Genomic DNA, 18638 nt, shown 5'->3' on the forward strand with positions numbered 1-18638 from the left:
TGTGAAATTCTATTGAAATTATTCCAACAATTGTGTAAAAGGTAAACATCAATTCAGATTATTCTGAAAATTTATTTTAGGAGATTCTCTTATGTCAGAAACAAGTATATCTAGTCAGTCTACCTGGCGTAGTAAAATAAAAGCAATGGGACCTGGTATCCTAATGGCTTCAGCGGCCGTAGGTGGTTCCCACATCGTTTCATCAACTCAAGCGGGTGGTTCTTATGGAAGGGCCTTGCTAGGCTTGGTTATTCTAGCTAACCTCTTTAAATACCCATTCTTCCGTTTTGGTGCTGAGTATACCGCAGATACGGGTAAAACCCTTGTTGAAGGTTATGCTGAGAAAGGTAAGTTCTATCTTTGGGTATTCTTCATTTTGAATGTCTTTTCAGCCTTGGTTAATACTGCAGGTGTTTCTATTCTTTGTTCAGCTATCATTGCTAGTGTCTTTCCAATGCTTGGTTTGAGTATTACAACATGGTCAATCATTTTGGTTGCAATCATTTGGGGTATGTTACTCTTTGGTGGTTACAAACTTCTTGATGGCATGGCTAAATGGATCATGTCAGCCTTGACTATCGCAACAGTAGCAGCAGTTATTATTGCAGCAATCAAACACCCAGAGTAAAGTGCTGACTTCGTTGAAAAAACACCATGGCAGTTAGCAGCCCTTCCATTTATCGTTTCACTTCTTGGATGGATGCCAGCTCCAATTGAAATTTCAGCCATTAACTCACTTTGGTCAGCTGAGAAAAAGAAAACTGTTGACTTTAACACTGACGATGCCCTCTTTGACTTTAACGTTGGTTTCATCGGAACAGCTATTCTTGCAGTATTCTTTGTAGCACTCGGTGCTCTTATCCAGTATCCAACTGGTAAACCAGTAGAAGCAGCATCAGCTAAGTATATTGCTCAGTTTGTTGGTATGTATGCCTCAGTGCTTGGTGAGTGGTCACGCTATTTGATTACCTTTATCGCTTTCTTATGTATCTTTGGTACTGTGATTACTGTTATCGATGGTTATTCACGTGTTAACGAAATTTCTCTTCGTCTTTTGTTTAACCAAAAGGAAAAAAATCAAACACCATTGAATGTTTGGATGACATTGACAGCTATTCTTGGTCTCATCATTATTTTCTTCTTCCAAGGTCAAGTAGCAACAATGCTTCGTTTTGCCATGATTGGTTCATTCCTTACAACACCTTTCTTTGCGCTTTTGAATTATGTACTTGTTACAAAAGCAAAGAGAGACCTTCCAACTTGGTTGAAAGGACTTGCTATTGCAGGTTTGATTTTCTTATTCGGATTTGCCCTCTTCTTTATCTGGGCTTTGGCTATTGGTAAAGCAGGTTAATAGGATTAAACGGTTTCCATATGGAAGCTGTTTTTTTATTTTAAAGGAGCGGGGGAGGAGAGATTATAGCCAAGAGAATACAAAAAAACCATTCCAATTGGAATGGCTTAACAACAAGATGTTGCTTATTTGAGACCGTATTTTTTGTTGAAACGATCCACGCGTCCGTCTGCTTGAGTGAATTTTTGACGGCCAGTGTAGAATGGGTGTGAATCTGATGAAATTTCTACACGGATAAGTGGATAAGTTTCACCTTCGAATTCAACTGTTTCGTTTGAGTGTTTAGTTGAACCGCTAAGGAATTGGTAACCAGTAGTTGTGTCCATGAATACTACTTGACGGTAATCTGGATGGATATCTTTTTTCATGTTAAAATATTTCCTTTCTGCCATGGTACTTTCCGCACCATAGTTTTTTAACTATTTTAGTTTATCAAAAGGTGGTCTTCTTGACAAGTCTTTTTTACTATTTTTTAGGAAATTCGCATTTTGTAAATGCCACTTGTCTGAAAGCATCGATTATCTTTATCAACGATGATAGCTTCAAGATTTGGTTGTGAACTAACTTCCTGGAAAATGCGTTCTAGACTTGAGCCAAATAAACGTGTCGTCCAAATTTCACCATCGACTGAGAGGGATGAAATGATGGTAAGACTAGCTAGATCACTAGAGACAGGGTAGCCAGTTTGACTATCGAAAATATGATGATAGGTTTTGCCATTTATTTCAAAAGTGCGTTCATAGATTCCTGAAGTGACAATAGATTGGTCTCTTATAGCAAGCACCATAAGATTTGTGTTTCTAGTCTCCTTGGGATTTTGAATACCAATCCGCCATTTTTTATCAGGATTATGGAGAGCTGGTCCAAAGGTTAGAACATTACCTCCAAGATTGATTAGGGCACTGGTCACTTTTTCTGTTTTAAGAAAATCTGCAATACGATCTGCAATATATCCCTTTGCCAGGGCACCAAGATCAATTTTCATCCCTTTTTCTTTGAGAAAAACGCTTTGATTTTCCTCGGATAGAAGAATGGCATTGGGATTGATGATGTCCAGGAGTGGACGAATTTCTTCAGGAAGAGGCAGCTTAGCATCAGAAAAACCAATGCGCCAAGTCTGAATGAGAGGCCCAATAGCAATATTAAGGTGACTTCCAGGTTGGCAGCTATGCCATTTTCCAAGAGAAATAAGTTCAAAAAGCTCTGGGTGAACTGTCACCGGATGTAAGCCTGCTGCCTTGTTAATTTTCATGAGTTCGGAACTGTCGTCATTGGCTGAGAAGCGCTTATTGTAGGTATGTAGAAGTGCTTCAACTTGGTCTAGCAGGGGTTCTGGTTCTTCATGATAGATAGAGACGTCAATCACAGTTCCCATGAGATGTACACGACGATTAGTGAGTTGCATGGGCAACAGTATCCTTGATTTCTTGATAGATTTGTTCGTTTTCTTCTAAGCTGTAGGAATTGGCCCCACTAGCAAGTGGATGGCCGCCACCATCATGACGTTTGGCAATCTCGTTGATGACAATACTTTTACTGCGCAGACGGACACGGTAATGCCCTTCAGGCTGCTCTACGAAAATAGCCCAAGATTCGACGCAATCAATACGGCCTGGAGTGCCAACAATGGCAGAACTTTCAGCATCAGTGACATTGAATTCATCCAAAATCTTTCGTGTCAAGACAACTCGAGCTGCACCATTTTCATCAACTTCTAGATTATCGAAAACATAACCTTGTAGTTTAGCAATTTTGAAAGGGAAACTGTCCATACGACGAGCCATTGCTGCAAAATCAAAGTCGTATTCACGAAGTTTAGCCGCGATTTGAAGTGTTTTAGGAGTAGTAGATGGAAATAGGAAGCGGCCTGTATCGCCAACAATACCATTGTAGAGAACACGAGCAGCAACATCTGACAAGGAAAGTCCAAGGCTGAGGGCCCAGTCAGTCACAATTTCGCTGGCACTTGAAGCAGTCGTATCAACAAGTAGAAGATCACCGTAGGCATCATCATTAGGATGATGGTCAATTTTGATAAGGAAGTCACCTTTATCAAAACGGTCGTCGTCGATACGAGGGGTGTTGGCTGTATCGGTAACAATAACAAGCGCCCCTTCATAATCTTGGTCAGTTACCTCATCCATCTCAGCAATCCAAGATAAGGTAGGCTCATTGACACCTGCCGCAAGAACCTTTTTATCTGGAAAGTTTGTTTTTAAAATTTCCTTCAGTCCTACCTGACTACCAATGGCATCAGGGTCAGGTCTTTGGTGGCGGTGAATAATAATAGTGTCGTAGGCTTTGATTTTTTCTAAAATAGCTTGAAATACAGTCATGAATGTCTCCTTATAATTTTGCTTCTATTATATCATGAAACAATAGAAAAACGGTTGGCCTAGGCAAACCGTTATAAAAATTAGATCTCTTTATAGTCAACTTCAAGTCCACGTTTAACCGCTGGACGGTTGGCAATTTTTTCAGTCCAAGCTTGAAGATGCTTGTATTCTTTAACATCAAGGAAAATACCAGCCTTATCCCAAATCTTATCTTGAGCAAGACGACCATACCAAGACCAGATGGCGATATCAGCGATAGTGTACTCATCACCAGCAATATAAGGTTTGGTTGCTAATTCTTTATCAAGCAAGTCAAGTTGGCGTTTGGCTTCCATGGCAAAACGGTTGATGGCATATTCGATTTTTTCAGGTGCATAGTGGAAGAAGTGCCCAAAGCCACCACCTAGAAAAGGAGCAGCACCTGTTTGCCAAAAGAGCCAGTTGAGAACTTCCGTACGTTTTGCGTGATCAGTTGGAATGAGTTTGCCGAATTTTTCAGCCAAGTAAAGGAGGATGTTAGCTGATTCGAAGACACGAACCGGTTGGTCTTCAGAGTAATCCATCATGGCTGGAATCTTTGAGTTTGGATTGATTGAAACAAAGTCTGAGCCAAATTGGTCACCATCGCCAATCTTAATACGATAAGCATCATAACCTGCTTGAGTCACACCAAGTTCTTTCAATTCTTCCAGCATGATAGTTGCCTTGATACCATTTGGTGTCGGAAGAGTATAGAGTTGGAAAGGTTGGTCACCTTTAGGTAAAGCTTGTTCAAAACGTGCACCAGCTGTAGGTTGATTGAGGCCACCCCAGGCACCTCCCATAGAGGTTGGGTTTTCCCAAACTTCTGGTAAAATATAGTCAGACATAAAGTTTCTCCTTGTATTCTTGATAGTTACATCCTAACAAAATGCTAATGGCATTTCAAGAATCGACTACGTCCTATTAGGCGCGACACCTTGACTTTTTCCATAAGAATGATAAGATAGTAAAAATTATTTTTTATCTGATAAAAAACATATTGTTTAGAGAGGAAGAAAAGAATGACTGCTATTGATTTTCATAAGTTGGCTAAAACAGAACTACACTGCCATTTGGATGGTTCTCTATCATTGGAAACCATTCGCCACCTAGCTGACTTGGCACAGATTGAGTTACCTGAGGACGATGCGGAGCTCAAACACCATGTGACAGCACCGGCTACCTGTGAGAGTCTCCTAGATTATCTTGAGGCTTTTGATTATATTCGTCCTTTGCTTCAAACAAAGGAAGCTTTGACCATTGCGGCTTATGATGTTGCTAAACAGGCTGCTCTTGAAAATGTTATCTATATTGAAGTGCGTTTTGCTCCAGAATTGTCGATGGATAAGGGATTGACTGTCGCTGAAACCATTGATGCTGTTTGTCAAGGCTTACGTCAAGCTCAAGAAGAATTTGGTATTGTAGCCAAGGCTCTAGTTTGTGGCATGCGCCAATCAGATCAAGAATTAACGGCTCGTATTCTTGATGAAGCAAATGAAGTTGAAAATAGTGACTTTGTTGGTTTTGATTTTGCCGGAGATGAGCATCATTATGGACCTAAAGCGATTAAACCTCTAATTGAACAAGTCCAAAGTTACAACCGTCCGATGACTTTCCATGCTGGTGAGTGTGGCTGCCCCGCCTTTTTGGCTGAGTCGATTGCCATGGGAATTAAGCGTAATGGACATGCAACGATCTTGGCTCAAGAGCCTGAGCTTTTGGAAGAGTTTGTCAAAAATGGTGTCACAGGAGAGTTATGTTTAACAAGTAATCTCCAGACCAAGGCAGCCGTTACAGTTGATGATTTTCCTTATCTAAAAATGAAAGCGGCAGGTGCTAATATTACTATTAATACGGACAATCGTACCGTTTCTGATACAAACCTGACCAAAGAGTACGAACTCTATCACAAGCATTTTGATAGCTCAGTTCAAGACTTCTATGCCCATAATAAGACGGCAATCGAAGCGTCATTTGCTAGTGATGAGGAGAAAGCAGAACTTCTTGAAAAATTGGCTAAAGCCTATTCATAAGAAACTTTTAGACTGGTAAAACTTTATCAGGAAGATAAGATTGAGCCATTTGGAATACCAGTCAAACCTAGCATAAAAATAAGGGAGAGAGGCGAACTTTTTTCAAAAATTGTTCAGTCTCCCTCCCTTTTACGCTTGGAATTATGATAAAATAAGTACAATACATATTTTAGAGGAGACTGGTTTGGCACAACTTTATTTTCGCTACGGCACCATGAATTCTGGGAAATCCATTGAAATTCTTAAGGTTGCCTATAATTACGAAGAACAAGGGAAACCAGTAGTATTGTTGACCAGTCGTTTGGATAATCGAGATGGGGTCGGCTATATCTCTAGTCGTATTGGCATGAAACGGAAGGCCTATCCTATTGGTGATGATACGGATATTTTTGGTTACATTGCTCATATGGATCCACGACCTTACTGCGTTTTAGTTGATGAGGCTCAGTTTTTGACCCGTGCGAATGTCTATGATTTGGCACGAATTGTTGATGAGTTAGATATCCCAGTGATGGCTTTTGGTCTCAAAAATGATTTTCAGAACAATCTCTTTGAAGGTTCTAAATATCTTTTGCTTTTGTCTGATAAGATTGATGAAATCAAGACTATTTGTCATTATTGCTCGAGAAAGGCAACCATGGTTCTTCGTATGGAAGATGGTAAGCCAGTTTATGAGGGAGCACAAGTTCAAATTGGAGGACACGAGAGTTATATCTCCGTTTGCCGAAAGCACTGGTTTAATCCACCTCAAGAAAACATAATCCCTTTGAATAAGGCTGAAAACGACTATTAGTTATATAAGGAGTAAAGATAACAAATGAGTATTTATGATCAGTTACAAGCGGTTGAAGACCGTTATGAGGAATTGGGTGAATTGCTTAGTGACCCTGAAGTCGTTTCAGACACTAAACGCTTCATGGAGTTGTCGCGTGAAGAGGCAAATACTCGTGAAACTGTGACAGCATACCGTGAGTACAAGCAAGTCATCCAAAGTATCTCAGACGCTGAAGAGATGATTAAGGAAGCAAGTGGTGATCCTGACTTGGAAGAAATGGCTAAGGAAGAACTCAAAGAATCCAAAGCCGCTAAAGAAGAGTACGAAGAACGCTTGAAAATTCTTCTCTTGCCAAAAGACCCTAATGATGACAAGAATATCATCCTCGAAATCCGTGGAGCCGCAGGTGGTGATGAAGCTGCCTTGTTTGCAGGTGACCTTTTAGCTATGTACCAAAAATACGCAGAAACACAAGGTTGGCGCTTTGAGGTCATGGAAGCTTCTTATAATGGTGTCGGTGGTATCAAAGAAGTGGTTGCCATGGTTTCAGGACAATCAGTCTACTCAAAACTCAAATATGAATCAGGAGCACACCGTGTACAACGTGTGCCTGTGACTGAGAGCCAAGGTCGTGTTCATACCTCTACAGCAACTGTTTTGGTTATGCCAGAAGTTGAAGAAGTAGAGTACGAAATTGATCCTAAGGACCTTCGTGTCGATATCTATCACGCATCTGGTGCTGGTGGTCAGAACGTCAATAAGGTTGCGACTGCGGTTCGTATGGTTCACATTCCTACTGGAATCAAAGTAGAGATGCAAGAAGAACGTACACAACAGAAGAACCGTGATAAAGCCATGAAGATTATCCGTGCGCGTGTTGCGGACCACTTTGCACAAATCGCTCAAGATGAACAAGATGCTGAGCGTAAGTCTACTGTTGGTACAGGAGATCGTTCAGAGCGTATCCGTACTTACAACTTCCCACAAAACCGTGTAACGGATCACCGTATTGGTTTGACCCTTCAAAAACTAGATACGATTTTGGCTGGGAAACTAGATGAAGTTGTGGATGCCTTGGTTCTTTATGATCAAACGCAAAAATTGGAAGAGCTTAACAAATGATTCTAGCGGATGTTCTGGCTGACTATGAGAAGCAGCTTGAGGCAGTTGGAGAAGAGCCAGAGGCCCTTTCCTTTGTTTATCGTGGTTTGAAGCAGTGGGACTTGACTCATTTTGTTCTTCAATTGCGTCAGGAAGTTTCAGAGGAAGATGCTGAGCTATTAGCTCATGCATTTAGCCAACTAAAGAAACACAAGCCTGCTCAGTATATCTTGGGCTATGAAGACTTTCATGGTTTACGTTTTCAGGTTGATGAACGTGTCTTGATTCCACGTCCTGAAACTGAAGAACTAGTGGACTTGATTTTAGCGGAAAATCCAAGCACAGAGCTTAAGGTTCTTGATATCGGAACTGGGAGTGGTGCTATTTCGGTATCCCTGAAAAAGAGTCGCCCCCTTTGGCAAGTAACAGCTAGTGACTTATCAGTGGATGCGATAGAGCTTGCTCAGGAGAATGCTAAGCTAAATCAGGTAGCCATCAGCTTTGTTCAATCAGATGTTTTCGAAAATATTTCTGGCAGTTTTGATATCATTGTGTCAAATCCTCCCTATATTTCTGAAAATGATAAGAACGAAGTTGGTATCAATGTCTTGGCTAGCGAGCCAAAGATGGCCTTGTTTGCTGATGAAGAGGGACTTGCCATTTATAGACAGATTATTGAGGAGGCAGATAAGTATTTGACTCCTAGTGGAAAGCTCTACTTTGAAATTGGCTATAAGCAGGGCCGTGATTTGAAGAAACTCTTGTCTCTACATTTTCCTGATAAGCGTGTGCGTGTTCTTAAGGACCAATTTGGGCAAGATAGAATGGTCGTGATGGATGATGAAAAGTAATAAAGTGTTAAGAGAAATCTTGGCTGACGGTGGAGCAGTTGTCCTTCCTACAGAGACTGTTTATGGTCTATTTGCTAAGGCTTTAGATGAGCAAGCTGTTGACCATGTTTATGAGCTAAAAAATCGTCCCAGAGATAAAGCCATGAATTTGAATGTCGCTTCTTATGAAGATATCTTGTCCTATTCAAAAGATCAACCCAAGTATTTGAAACAATTGTATGATGCTTTTTTGCCTGGACCTTTGACTATCATTTTAAAGGCTAATGATCAAGTCCCTAAGTGGATTAATTCAGGATTGGCGACAGTTGGCTTCCGTTTGCCAGACCATCCTGTCACTAGAGAGCTGATTCAAGCGGAAGGGCCTTTGATTGGTCCATCTGCTAATAAGTCTGGGAAGGCTAGTGGTCGTTATTTCGACGATATTAGAGTACAATTTGATTTTCAGGTGACTGGCTATCAAGATGATGATGCCTTGTTAGGTGTAGATTCGACGATTTTGGATTTGTCTGTTTCACCTGCTAGGATTCTCAGACAAGGGAAAATTACAAAAGAAGACCTATTGGCGGCTCTACCAGAGTTGACCATAGAATAAATGACTAACAGAGACCTATGGAAGTGTGAGATAACTTCCAACTATATGTGGGTGAGTTGATTGAAACCCCCTTAGACCTCAAAGGAGACCTCTATGATTTTTGATAAAGAAGATTACAAAGCATTTGACCCTGAACTATGGAATGCCATCGATGCTGAGGCAGAACGTCAGCAAAACAATATTGAATTAATTGCCTCTGAAAACGTTGTTTCTAAAGCCGTTATGGCCGCTCAAGGAACTCTCTTGACTAACAAGTACGCAGAAGGCTATCCGGGTAAACGTTACTATGGTGGTACAGACGTGATTGATGTGGTTGAGTCTCTTGCTATTGAGCGTGCCAAAGAACTTTTTGGAGCAAAATTTGCCAACGTGCAACCTCACTCAGGTAGCCAAGCCAATGCTGCGGTTTATATGTCTTTGATTCAACCAGGTGATACGGTTATGGGAATGGATTTGTCAGCGGGTGGTCACTTGACACATGGTGCACCAGTTAGCTTCTCTGGCAAGACCTATAACTTTGTGGCTTACAATGTTGATAAGGATACTGAACTCCTTGATTATGATGCCATTCTTGCGCAGGCTAAAGAAGTGCAACCAAAACTCATCGTGGCTGGTGCTTCAGCTTACTCTCGTATCATTGATTTTGCTAAATTCCGTGAAATTGCTGATGCTGTAGGTGCTTACCTCATGGTAGATATGGCTCACATTGCAGGTCTTGTAGCCTCTGGTCATCATCCAAGTCCAGTTCCTCATGCACATGTGACAACTACAACAACCCACAAGACGCTTCGTGGTCCTCGTGGTGGTTTGATTTTGACTGATGATGAAGATATCGCTAAGAAATTGAATTCTGCAGTCTTCCCTGGTTTGCAAGGTGGCCCTTTGGAACACGTTATTGCTGCTAAGGCTGTTGCTCTTAAAGAAGCACTCGACCCTGCCTTTAAGGAATACGGTGAAAATGTTATCAAGAATGCAGCTGCTATGGCTGATGTTTTCAATCAACATCCAGATTTCCGCGTTATTTCAGGCGGTACTAACAATCACCTTTTCTTGGTTGATGTTACTAAAGTTGTCGAAAATGGTAAGGTTGCGCAAAACGTTCTTGAAGAAGTTAATATTACTTTGAACAAGAATGGTATCCCTTACGAGCAGTTGTCTCCATTCAAGACATCTGGTATCCGTGTTGGTAGTCCAGCCATTACGAGTCGTGGTATGGGTGAAGCTGAGAGCCGTAAAATTGCTGAATTAATGGTTCAAGCTTTGGAAAATCATGATAAACCTGAAGTTTTGGAACGCATTCGTGGAGAAGTTAAAGCTCTTACAGATGCCTTCCCACTCTATTAAAAGACTATGTTAGATTTATATATTAAACGCATTATTATTCACCAGTTTTCGCCAAATGATACGGAGCTGGTTTTAGCTGAAGGGCCTCTTGAAATAACGCCTCGCTTAGATGAGTATTTTCGAAAGAAACTCTCTAAAGTTTTCTCAGATGAGGCTAAACGGGGCTATTTCGATGCGGAAAATGTTTTTATCAGTCATCTAGGAGATGATTTGATGGAAAGTTCTGTTAAAATTTCCCAACTTTGGAAGGAAGAATTTGTCATTTCTGAAGATCAAAAGACCAATGATTTGGTCTTTATTCAGTTTGATAAAGAAGGGCAAGAATATTTTGCTTTCTTGCGTATTGCTCTCAAGGACAGTTTGATTCATTCTTTGGGAGATAGTCAGCATCCTATTCAATTGTCACAAAATAATTTGCCATCTGCGGCCCAGACACCTGATGAAGCTTTGGTAATTAATCGTAGTAGTAAGCAGTATTATTTGATTGAAAAGCGAATCAAGCATAATGGAAGCTTTGCCAATTATTTCTCTGAGAATCTCTTGCAGGTCCAACCTGAGCAGTCTGTAAAAAAATCAATTAAGATGGTTGAAGATACTGCCCAGAAGATTGCCGAGAATTTTAATCAGGATGACTTTAACTTCCAAGGAAAAATGAAATCTGCTATTTTCAATAATTTGGAAGAAGATCAAGAGTTATCACCTGAAAAATTGGCAGACCAGCTCTTTGATAATAATTTGACAGCTCGTTTGACTTTCGTTGATGAGCTCAAAGAGGTTATACCTGAGCCTATTTCGGTATCAGATATTGACCATTCACGTCAAATTAAGAAATTGGAGAATCAAAAATTATCGTTATCGAACGGAATTGAGTTAATCGTGCCTAATAATGTGTATCAGGATGCTGATAGTGTTGAATTTATTCAAAATCCTGATGGCACCTACTCTATTCTCATCAAAAATATCGAGGATATCATCAATAAATAATATGTTTAAATGGATAAGACGTCTGGCAGTTTTTGTCGTAGTCCTCATCTTAGGTATCCAATGTTATCGAATCCATGCCAATGTTCAACATGTCTTAACCTATGAATCCATGGTTAAGGAGGTATTGGCTGAGGACGACATTGATAATACAACCAATGTCGATTTGGTGTTGGCTATGATTTACACAGAAACCAAGGGGAAGACAGATGACGTGATGCAGTCCAGTGAAAGTTCTACAGGGGTGACTAACTCCATCACAGATCGAAAAGAAAGTATTCGTCAAGGGGTGACGGTGCTGTCAGAAAATCTGGAAGAAGCTGCCCACCATAAGGTGGATCCTTGGACAGCAGTACAAGCTTATAATTTTGGTAAGGCCTATATCGATTATGTGGCTGATAATGGTGGAGTTAACACCGTCGAATTAGCAAAAGCTTATTCAAAAAATGTCGTTGCTCCGAGTCTAGGAAATATCAGTGGAGAAACTTACACCTATTACCAACCGGTTGCCATGTACTATGGTGGCGGAAAACTTTATACAAATGGCGGAAATATTTATTACGCCAAAGAAGTGCAGTTTAACCTCTTTTTGATGCGTATGTTCTCTCGTCTCTAAGAGGATACGCTTCATTCTTAAGGAAAGACAAATGAAAGCATTATTAGTTTATTTTAGAGGATACGTCAAAGACAGTATCCTGGGACCCGCTTTTAAATTAATCGAAGCCAGTTTCGAACTCTTGGTCCCTCTAGTGATTGCTGGAATTGTCGACACAACTATTCCAAATAAAGACCAAAATCATCTGTTTATGATGATTTTTCTCTTGTTCGGACTTGCCGTTATTGGGGTTGTTGTTGCTATTTCAGCACAGTATTTTTCATCCAGAGCAGCAGTTGGCTATGCCCGAGGTTTAACCAATGATTTGTATGCGAAGATCATGCGTTTATCAAAGGAAAAGCGGGATGAGATTGGAACGTCAAGTTTGGTGACACGTTTGACTGGTGATACCTTTCAAATCCAAACGGGCATCAATCAATTTTTGAGGCTCTTTTTGAGGGCACCGATTATCGTGACGGGAGCCATTATTATGGCATTCCGAATCAGTCCACGCTTGACCATTTGGTTTCTTGGCATGGTCTTGGTATTGACCCTTATTATTGTAATAGCAAGTCGCATCGTCAATCCTTTATACGCCAAGATTCGAGTGATTAATGAATCAATTGTTACCAATACGCGTCAACAACTTGAAGGTATGAGGGTTATTCGGGCTTTTGATCGGAGTGAGCGTGAATTAGATAATTTTACTGCCGTCAATAAAGACTTGAAGAAGTGGCAGCTCAAAACAGGAGTGATAGCAAGTCTCATTAGTCCTTTGACTTTCTTGGTTGTTAATATGACCTTGATTGCTATCCTTTGGCAGGGAAATCTGCAAATTCAAGCTGGCCTTTTGTCTCAAGGGATGCTGATTGCTCTGGTCAATTATCTCTTGCAAATTTTGACGGAGCTCCTTAAATTAGCCATGATGTTGACCAATCTAAACCAAAGTTTTATTTCAGCGAAACGGGTAAAAGCTATTTTTGAACTCCAAGATGAGGATATTGAAGCACCTTTAGAAGTCCGAACTTCTAGTCAGGCTTCTACAGTGCTAGCTATTGATCAGATGACCTTTACCTATCCTACAGCTAGTTCGCCATCACTCCAAGAGATTCATGTAAGTCTTACTCAAGGTCAGTCACTAGGTATTATTGGTGGTACAGGTTCGGGTAAATCGACATTGGTGAACTTAATCATGAACTTATATCAGCCTCAGATTGGTTCATTAGCTATTTTCAAAGATCAAAAATCACCAAAAAATCTTAAAGAGTGGCGTTCTTGGGTTGCCTATGTCCCGCAAAAAGCTGAGTTATTTAGAGGAACCATTCGTTCAAACTTGTCATTAGGGCTTGACCACGAACCGAGTGAGCAAGAACTCTGGCATGCGCTTGACATGGCTCAGGCTGCTGATTTTGTAAGGGATAAGGACCTTGGTTTAGATGAGCCAGTTGAGTCATTTGGCCGTAATTTTTCGGGGGGTCAACGTCAACGTTTGACTATTGCGCGTGCGCTGATGAGACCAGCACCATTCTTGATTTTGGATGACTCCACCTCAGCCCTAGATTACTTGACTGAAAGTCGCTTACTAGCGGCTATCAGAGACAATCTTAAATCAACGAGTCTGATTATTATTTCGCAAAGAACAAATAGTCTAAAAGCTGTTGATCAAATTTTGGTGCTTGATAAGGGACATCAAGTTGGCTTGGGTAATCATGAAGAATTGCTTGCCACAAATAAACTCTATCAAGACATTCATTATTCTCAACATCAAAAGGAGGTCGCTGATGAAGGCTAGAAATAATAAATCAACGCTTAAACGTTTAAGTAGAGATATCTTAAGTCAGCGCTACCTCTTTGCCTTAGCAACTGTTGGGACCATTATTCAAGTTGCCTTAACGGTTTACTTACCTATCTTAATTGGTGATGCAGTGGACGCTGTTCTTAAGATGAACGCCGTTCTATTGATGTCACGTTTAATTTGGCAGATGCTTGTAGTTATCTTAGCTAATAGTGCAATCCAGTGGCTTAACCCTTTGATTTATAATCGATTAATTTATTCATATAGCGAAAGTTTACGTGAACGAGTCATGATGAAAATTCATGCTATGCCACTTAGTTACCTTGATCGTCAAGGAACTGGAGACATGGTTAGCCGTGTGACTACAGATAGCGATCAGTTAAACAACGGACTTCTCATGGTCTTTAACCAATTTTTCGTTGGGCTTTTGACTATCTTTGTCATAATCATTACCATGGCTCGGTTAGACTGGTTCATGATGCTCTTAGTTCTAGTGATGACGCCTCTGTCAATGCTTGTGGCACGTTTTATCGCAAAGAAGAGCTATCAACTCTATCGCAATCAAACTAAATGGCGAGGTGTGCAGACTCAGTTGATTGAGGAAAGTCTGACTCAAGAAGCTTTAGTACAGAGTCTAAATGCTCAAGACCAGATGGTTAGGAGTTTTAAAGACGTCAATGGTAAGTATGCTGATTATTCACAGGGTGCTATCTTTTATTCGTCAGCGGTTAACCCAGCTACACGTTTTGTTAATAGTCTAATCTATGCTCTCATTGCAGGTGTTGGTGCTTATCGAATCATGTCGGGTGGCGCTTTTACAGTGGGACAATTGACTACCTTCCTAAATTATGTCACCCAGTATACCAAACCTTTTAATGATATCTCATCTGTTCTATCTGAACTTCAAAGTGCTTTGGCCTGTGCTGATCGCCTTTATATGATATTGGATGAAGAGGAAATAACAGAAACAGGTAAGGCGGTCTTGGAAGAAGCAGATGTGCAGGGACGTTTTCAATTTGACCATGTCCAATTTGGCTATTTGCCTAATAAACCTCTTATCAAGGATTTGAGCATTGATATCCCTGCCGCAAGTACTGTTGCCATTGTTGGTCCAACAGGAGCGGGGAAATCTACCTTGATTAACCTACTTATGCGTTTCTATGATTTGGATAAGGGGAACATTCTACTGGACGGTAGACCTATTACAGATTATACTCGTGAGAGTCTTCGGAAACAGATTGGGATGGTTTTGCAGGAAACTTGGCTTGAGGTCGGCACTATTCATGATAATATTGCCTATGGAAATCCAGAAGCCAGTCGTGAAGAAGTCATAGCAGCGGCCAAGGCTGCCAATGCTGATTTCTTTATTCAGCAGTTGCCTCAAGGCTACGACACCTACTTGAATGATGCGGGGCAATCCCTTTCTCAGGGACAACGTCAGCTTTTGACCATTGCTCGCATATTTGTCAATGTGCCTAAAATCTTAATTTTGGATGAAGCCACTTCTAGTATCGATACTCGTACAGAGCTTCTCATTCAAGAGGCCTTCGCTAAATTAATGAAATGTCGAACAAGTTTCATCATTGCCCATCGATTATCTACCATAGAGAATGCGGACCTTATTTTGGTCATGAATAATGGAGATATCGTTGAACACGGAACCCATGAACAACTGATGCAAGCTAAGGGAATGTACTATCGTATGCAGACGGCCCAAAAGACACAAAATAGTTAAATCCGACAGAGCTTTTAAGCTCTGTTTTTTATGATTTTAGCCAATCATTTATCACGGAAGCTTATTAATGAAAAAGAAATGAAATTTAGTTATTTTTTCTTTTTTATTGGAAAAAATACTGATAAGATGGTAAACTAAAGAGGATATTATATAAAAAAAGGTATCGAAAATTAGAATGTTAAAACATAAAAACGTCCTAGTGTTTTTAGGACAAACCTTGCTTTATTTCGCCATTTTTATGGCCCTAATTTATCTCTACAATTACCTAGGACAAGGTCAAGGTAATTTTATCTATAACGAATTTTAGGAAGAATAATGACGAATACAAAAATTAAAGATATGATCGAAACGATTGAGCAGTTTGCTCAATCACAACCTGACTTTCCTGTTTACAATATTTTAGGGGAAGTTCACACTTACGGTGACTTAAAAGCTGACTCGGATAGCCTAGCTGCCAAGATTGATAGTCTTGATATTCCAGAAAAATCACCTGTTGTGGTTTATGGCGGTCAAGAGTATGAAATGTTGGCAACTTTTGTCGCTTTGACTAAATCTGGTCACGCTTATATTCCAATTGATAGTCACTCAGCTCTTGAGCGCGTGACGGCTATCGTTGAAGTAGCAGAGCCTAGTCTGATTATTGCTATCAATGACTTCCCACTTGAGGAAGTCCAAGCTCCAATTCTAACATTGGATCAAGTGACAACAGCTTTTGAAAGCAAGACTAGCTACGAAGTGACTCATCCTGTTAAGGGGGATGATACTTATTACATCATCTTCACATCAGGAACTACAGGTAAGCCTAAAGGGGTCCAAATTTCACACAATAATCTCCTTAGTTTCACCAACTGGATGATTACGGATAAGGAATTTGCGACTCCAAAACGTCCACAAATGCTGGCTCAACCGCCTTATTCATTTGACCTATCGGTAATGTACTGGGCACCTACATTGGCACTTGGAGGAACACTTTATGCTCTTCCTTCAGCTATTACACAGGACTTCAAGAAGCTCTTTGAAACGATCTTCTCACTTCCAATTGCCATTTGGACATCAACACCATCTTTTGCAGATATGGCAATGTTGTCTGAAGACTTCAATTCAGAAAAGATGCCAGAAATTACGCATTTCTATTTTGACGGAGAAGAGTTGACTGTCAAGACTGCTCAAAAGCTTCGCCAACGTTTCCCAGAAGCACGTATTATCAATGCTTACGGACCAACTGAAGCAACTGTAGCCTTATCAGCAGTAGCAGTAACTGATGAGATGCTGGCTAACCTTAAGCGTTTGCCGATTGGTTATACCAAGGAAGATTCACCGACTTATATTATCGATGAGGATGGCAATATCCTTCCAAATGGTCAACAAGGTGAAATCATCGTCTCAGGACCAGCAGTTTCAAAAGGATATATGAACAATCCTGAAAAGACTGCGGAAGCCTTCTTCGAGTTTAATGGCCTTCCTGCTTACCATACTGGTGATGTAGGAACGATGACTGATGAAGGTCTCCTTCTTTACGGTGGTCGTATGGACTTCCAGATTAAATTTAATGGTTTCCGTATTGAGTTAGAGGATGTTTCACAAAACCTTAATAAGTCTAAGTATATTGATTCAGCAGTAGCTGTGCCACGTTACAATAAAGACCATAAGGTTCAGAACCTCTTGGCTTATGTGATTCTTAAGGATGGTGTTCGTGAGCAGTTTGAACGTGAAATTGATATCACCAAGGCGATTAAGGCTGACTTAGAAGATATCATGATGTCTTACATGATGCCTACTAAGTTCCTCTATCGTGAGAGCTTGCCTTTAACACCAAATGGGAAAATCGATATCAAGGGTCTTATCAGTGAGGTTAACAACCGATGATTGACTTCTTGAAACAGCTCCCCCATTTAGAAGCCTACGGTAATCCCTTCTATTTTATCTATCTTGGATTAGCTCTATTGCCAATCTTTGTGGGTCTCTTCTTTAAAAAGCGTTTTGCGATTTATGAGTGTTTGGTAAGTCTAGCCTTTATTGTTCTCGCTCTGACAGGAACACATGCTAGCCAATTACTAGCCTTACTCTTCTATATTGTTTGGCAAATCATCTGGGTTTATTCCTACAAACATTACCGCAGTAAAAAGGACAATAAATGGGTTTTCTATTTACACTCATTTCTTGTAGTCCTTCCCTTGATTTTTGTTAAGGTAGAGCCTGCGATAAATGGTACTCAGTCAGTCTTAAACTTTCTTGGTATTTCTTACTTGACCTTCCGATCAGTTGGTATGATTATCGAGATGCGGGATGGTGTCCTTAAAGAGTTTACACTTGGAGAATTTCTCCGATTCATGCTCTTTATGCCAACCTTTACGAGTGGTCCTATTGATCGCTTCAAACGCTTTAACGAAGATTACCAGGCGATTCCTGAGCGAGACGAGCTGATGAATATGTTGGAGCAAGCTGTAAAATATATCATGCTTGGTTTCCTCTATAAGTTTGTTTTGGCTCAGATTTTCGGAAGTATGCTCTTGCCTTCGCTGAAAGCACAAGCTTTGGCTCAAGGTGGTATCTTTAATTTACCAACACTTGGTGTCATGTATGTTTTCGGTTTTGATCTCTTCTTTGACTTTGCGGGTTACTCGATGTTTGCCTTGGCAGCATCAAACCTTATGGGGATTAAGAGCCCAATCAACTTTGACAAACCTTTCATCTCACGAGACTTGAAAGAATTTTGGAATCGTTGGCATATGAGCTTGTCTTTCTGGTTCCGTGACTTTGTCTTTATGCGTTTGGTTATGGTTTTGATGCGTAACAAAGTTTTCAAAAATCGTAACACGACATCAAATGTGGCCTATGTCATTAATATGATGGTAATGGGATTCTGGCATGGAGTTACCTGGTACTACATTGCTTATGGTATTTTCCATGGTATTGGTCTAGGAATCAATGATGCCTGGTTACGTAAGAAGAAGACCATTAATAAAGAACGTAAGAAAGCTGGTCTTGAGCCACTTCCTGAAAATAAATGGACGAAGGCTTTGGGAATCTTTATTACATTTAACACTGTTATGTTGTCATTCTTGATTTTCTCTGGATTCTTGAATGACCTCTGGTTCACTAAAAAATAAGTAAAGGAATTATAA

At 40.4% G+C, this 18638-nt stretch carries 17 protein-coding genes and 1 pseudogene; 14 read left to right on the plus strand and 4 right to left on the minus strand.

From position 1 onward, the window contains the following. The first annotated feature begins 91 nt into the window (after nt 1–91). Nucleotides 92–1354 (plus strand): annotated as a pseudogene (locus AX663_RS01070) (NRAMP family divalent metal transporter). Nucleotides 1355–1479: 125 nt separating this feature from the next. Here AX663_RS01070 and AX663_RS01075 read toward each other — a convergent pair. The 4 genes from AX663_RS01075 to yghU all read right to left on the minus strand — a co-directional run bounded on the left by AX663_RS01075 (nt 1480) and on the right by yghU (nt 4559). Beyond that, on the minus strand, nt 1480–1722 hold the full coding sequence (locus tag AX663_RS01075; RefSeq protein WP_003093591.1) for a type B 50S ribosomal protein L31: 243 nt from the start codon (nt 1720–1722) through the stop codon (nt 1480–1482). A gap of 104 nt (nt 1723–1826) precedes the next feature. Beyond that, nucleotides 1827–2759 carry an FAD:protein FMN transferase gene (locus AX663_RS01080; protein ID WP_060972465.1) on the minus strand — a complete coding sequence of 311 codons (933 nt, stop codon included), beginning with the start codon at nt 2757–2759 and terminating at the stop codon, nt 1827–1829. Next, entirely contained in the window at nt 2746–3690 is a 945-nt protein-coding gene (locus AX663_RS01085; protein WP_060972466.1) for a DHH family phosphoesterase, read from the minus strand. Before AX663_RS01085 ends, AX663_RS01080 begins: the two co-directional genes overlap by 14 nt. Before the next feature lie 80 nt (nt 3691–3770). Beyond that, a complete protein-coding gene (gene yghU, locus AX663_RS01090; protein ID WP_060972467.1) occupies nt 3771–4559 on the minus strand; it encodes a glutathione-dependent disulfide-bond oxidoreductase in 789 nt (262 codons plus the stop codon). A gap of 174 nt (nt 4560–4733) precedes the next feature. On the opposite strand from yghU, the gene add reads away from it, so the two are divergent. The 13 genes from add to dltB all read left to right on the plus strand — a co-directional run bounded on the left by add (nt 4734) and on the right by dltB (nt 18623). Next, nucleotides 4734–5744 (plus strand): adenosine deaminase, encoded by a 1011-nt coding sequence (add, locus tag AX663_RS01095; RefSeq protein ID WP_060972468.1) that lies wholly within the window; start codon nt 4734–4736, stop codon nt 5742–5744. A 184-nt stretch (nt 5745–5928) separates the two neighbouring features. Then, nucleotides 5929–6537: a thymidine kinase gene (locus AX663_RS01100; protein WP_004182098.1), complete on the plus strand. Its 609-nt coding sequence runs from the start codon at nt 5929–5931 to the stop codon at nt 6535–6537. A gap of 24 nt (nt 6538–6561) precedes the next feature. Further along, nucleotides 6562–7641: a peptide chain release factor 1 gene (prfA, locus tag AX663_RS01105; protein WP_060972469.1), complete on the plus strand. Its 1080-nt coding sequence runs from the start codon at nt 6562–6564 to the stop codon at nt 7639–7641. Further along, on the plus strand, nt 7638–8471 hold the full coding sequence (prmC, locus tag AX663_RS01110) for a peptide chain release factor N(5)-glutamine methyltransferase (RefSeq protein WP_060972470.1): 834 nt from the start codon (nt 7638–7640) through the stop codon (nt 8469–8471). Before prfA ends, prmC begins: the two co-directional genes overlap by 4 nt. Continuing rightward, entirely contained in the window at nt 8458–9063 is a 606-nt protein-coding gene (locus AX663_RS01115) for an L-threonylcarbamoyladenylate synthase (protein WP_060972471.1), read from the plus strand. The genes prmC and AX663_RS01115 overlap by 14 nt, the downstream gene beginning before the upstream one ends. A 93-nt stretch (nt 9064–9156) precedes the next feature. Continuing rightward, nucleotides 9157–10407 (plus strand): serine hydroxymethyltransferase, encoded by a 1251-nt coding sequence (glyA, locus tag AX663_RS01120; protein ID WP_060972472.1) that lies wholly within the window; start codon nt 9157–9159, stop codon nt 10405–10407. Between the two features lie 6 nt (nt 10408–10413). Then, nucleotides 10414–11391: a nucleoid-associated protein gene (locus tag AX663_RS01125; RefSeq protein WP_049545438.1), complete on the plus strand. Its 978-nt coding sequence runs from the start codon at nt 10414–10416 to the stop codon at nt 11389–11391. 1 nt (nt 11392) lies between these two features. Next, nucleotides 11393–12004: a lysozyme family protein gene (locus tag AX663_RS01130; protein WP_049545439.1), complete on the plus strand. Its 612-nt coding sequence runs from the start codon at nt 11393–11395 to the stop codon at nt 12002–12004. A 31-nt stretch (nt 12005–12035) separates the two neighbouring features. Beyond that, a complete protein-coding gene (locus AX663_RS01135; RefSeq protein WP_060972473.1) occupies nt 12036–13775 on the plus strand; it encodes an ABC transporter ATP-binding protein in 1740 nt (579 codons plus the stop codon). Next, on the plus strand, nt 13765–15513 hold the full coding sequence (locus tag AX663_RS01140) for an ABC transporter ATP-binding protein (RefSeq protein ID WP_014634614.1): 1749 nt from the start codon (nt 13765–13767) through the stop codon (nt 15511–15513). Before AX663_RS01135 ends, AX663_RS01140 begins: the two co-directional genes overlap by 11 nt. A 175-nt stretch (nt 15514–15688) precedes the next feature. Then, the gene (locus tag AX663_RS01145; RefSeq protein WP_002885174.1) at nt 15689–15820 is read left to right on the plus strand and encodes a teichoic acid D-Ala incorporation-associated protein DltX; all 132 of its coding nucleotides are present in this window, start codon (nt 15689–15691) and stop codon (nt 15818–15820) included. A gap of 8 nt (nt 15821–15828) precedes the next feature. Beyond that, complete coding sequence (gene dltA, locus AX663_RS01150) at nt 15829–17379, plus strand: D-alanine--poly(phosphoribitol) ligase subunit DltA (protein ID WP_014634613.1); 1551 nt, start codon at nt 15829–15831, stop codon at nt 17377–17379. Beyond that, complete coding sequence (gene dltB / locus AX663_RS01155) at nt 17376–18623, plus strand: D-alanyl-lipoteichoic acid biosynthesis protein DltB (RefSeq protein ID WP_045768621.1); 1248 nt, start codon at nt 17376–17378, stop codon at nt 18621–18623. The genes dltA and dltB overlap by 4 nt, the downstream gene beginning before the upstream one ends. The last annotated feature ends 15 nt before the right edge of the window (nt 18624–18638 follow it).

Source organism: Streptococcus sp. CCH8-H5 (assembly GCF_001556505.1).
Classification (GTDB): Bacteria; Bacillota; Bacilli; order Lactobacillales; family Streptococcaceae; genus Streptococcus.

Excerpts from the sequence above, each read along its gene's own strand:
- AX663_RS01085 (WP_060972466.1), bottom strand. The coding sequence starts at position 3,690 with ATGACTGTATTTCAAGCTATTTTAGAAAAAATCAAAGCCTACGACACT.
- AX663_RS01130 (WP_049545439.1), top strand. The coding sequence starts at position 11,393 with ATGTTTAAATGGATAAGACGTCTGGCAGTTTTTGTCGTAGTCCTCATC.
- AX663_RS01145 (WP_002885174.1), top strand. The coding sequence starts at position 15,689 with ATGTTAAAACATAAAAACGTCCTAGTGTTTTTAGGACAAACCTTGCTT.
- prmC (WP_060972470.1), top strand. The coding sequence starts at position 7,638 with ATGATTCTAGCGGATGTTCTGGCTGACTATGAGAAGCAGCTTGAGGCA.
- AX663_RS01115 (WP_060972471.1), top strand. The coding sequence starts at position 8,458 with ATGATGAAAAGTAATAAAGTGTTAAGAGAAATCTTGGCTGACGGTGGA.
- AX663_RS01140 (WP_014634614.1), top strand. The coding sequence starts at position 13,765 with ATGAAGGCTAGAAATAATAAATCAACGCTTAAACGTTTAAGTAGAGAT.
- add (WP_060972468.1), top strand. The coding sequence starts at position 4,734 with ATGACTGCTATTGATTTTCATAAGTTGGCTAAAACAGAACTACACTGC.
- AX663_RS01075 (WP_003093591.1), bottom strand. The coding sequence starts at position 1,722 with ATGAAAAAAGATATCCATCCAGATTACCGTCAAGTAGTATTCATGGAC.
- yghU (WP_060972467.1), bottom strand. The coding sequence starts at position 4,559 with ATGTCTGACTATATTTTACCAGAAGTTTGGGAAAACCCAACCTCTATG.
- dltA (WP_014634613.1), top strand. The coding sequence starts at position 15,829 with ATGACGAATACAAAAATTAAAGATATGATCGAAACGATTGAGCAGTTT.
- prfA (WP_060972469.1), top strand. The coding sequence starts at position 6,562 with ATGAGTATTTATGATCAGTTACAAGCGGTTGAAGACCGTTATGAGGAA.
- AX663_RS01135 (WP_060972473.1), top strand. The coding sequence starts at position 12,036 with ATGAAAGCATTATTAGTTTATTTTAGAGGATACGTCAAAGACAGTATC.
- dltB (WP_045768621.1), top strand. The coding sequence starts at position 17,376 with ATGATTGACTTCTTGAAACAGCTCCCCCATTTAGAAGCCTACGGTAAT.
- glyA (WP_060972472.1), top strand. The coding sequence starts at position 9,157 with ATGATTTTTGATAAAGAAGATTACAAAGCATTTGACCCTGAACTATGG.
- AX663_RS01125 (WP_049545438.1), top strand. The coding sequence starts at position 10,414 with ATGTTAGATTTATATATTAAACGCATTATTATTCACCAGTTTTCGCCA.
- AX663_RS01080 (WP_060972465.1), bottom strand. The coding sequence starts at position 2,759 with ATGCAACTCACTAATCGTCGTGTACATCTCATGGGAACTGTGATTGAC.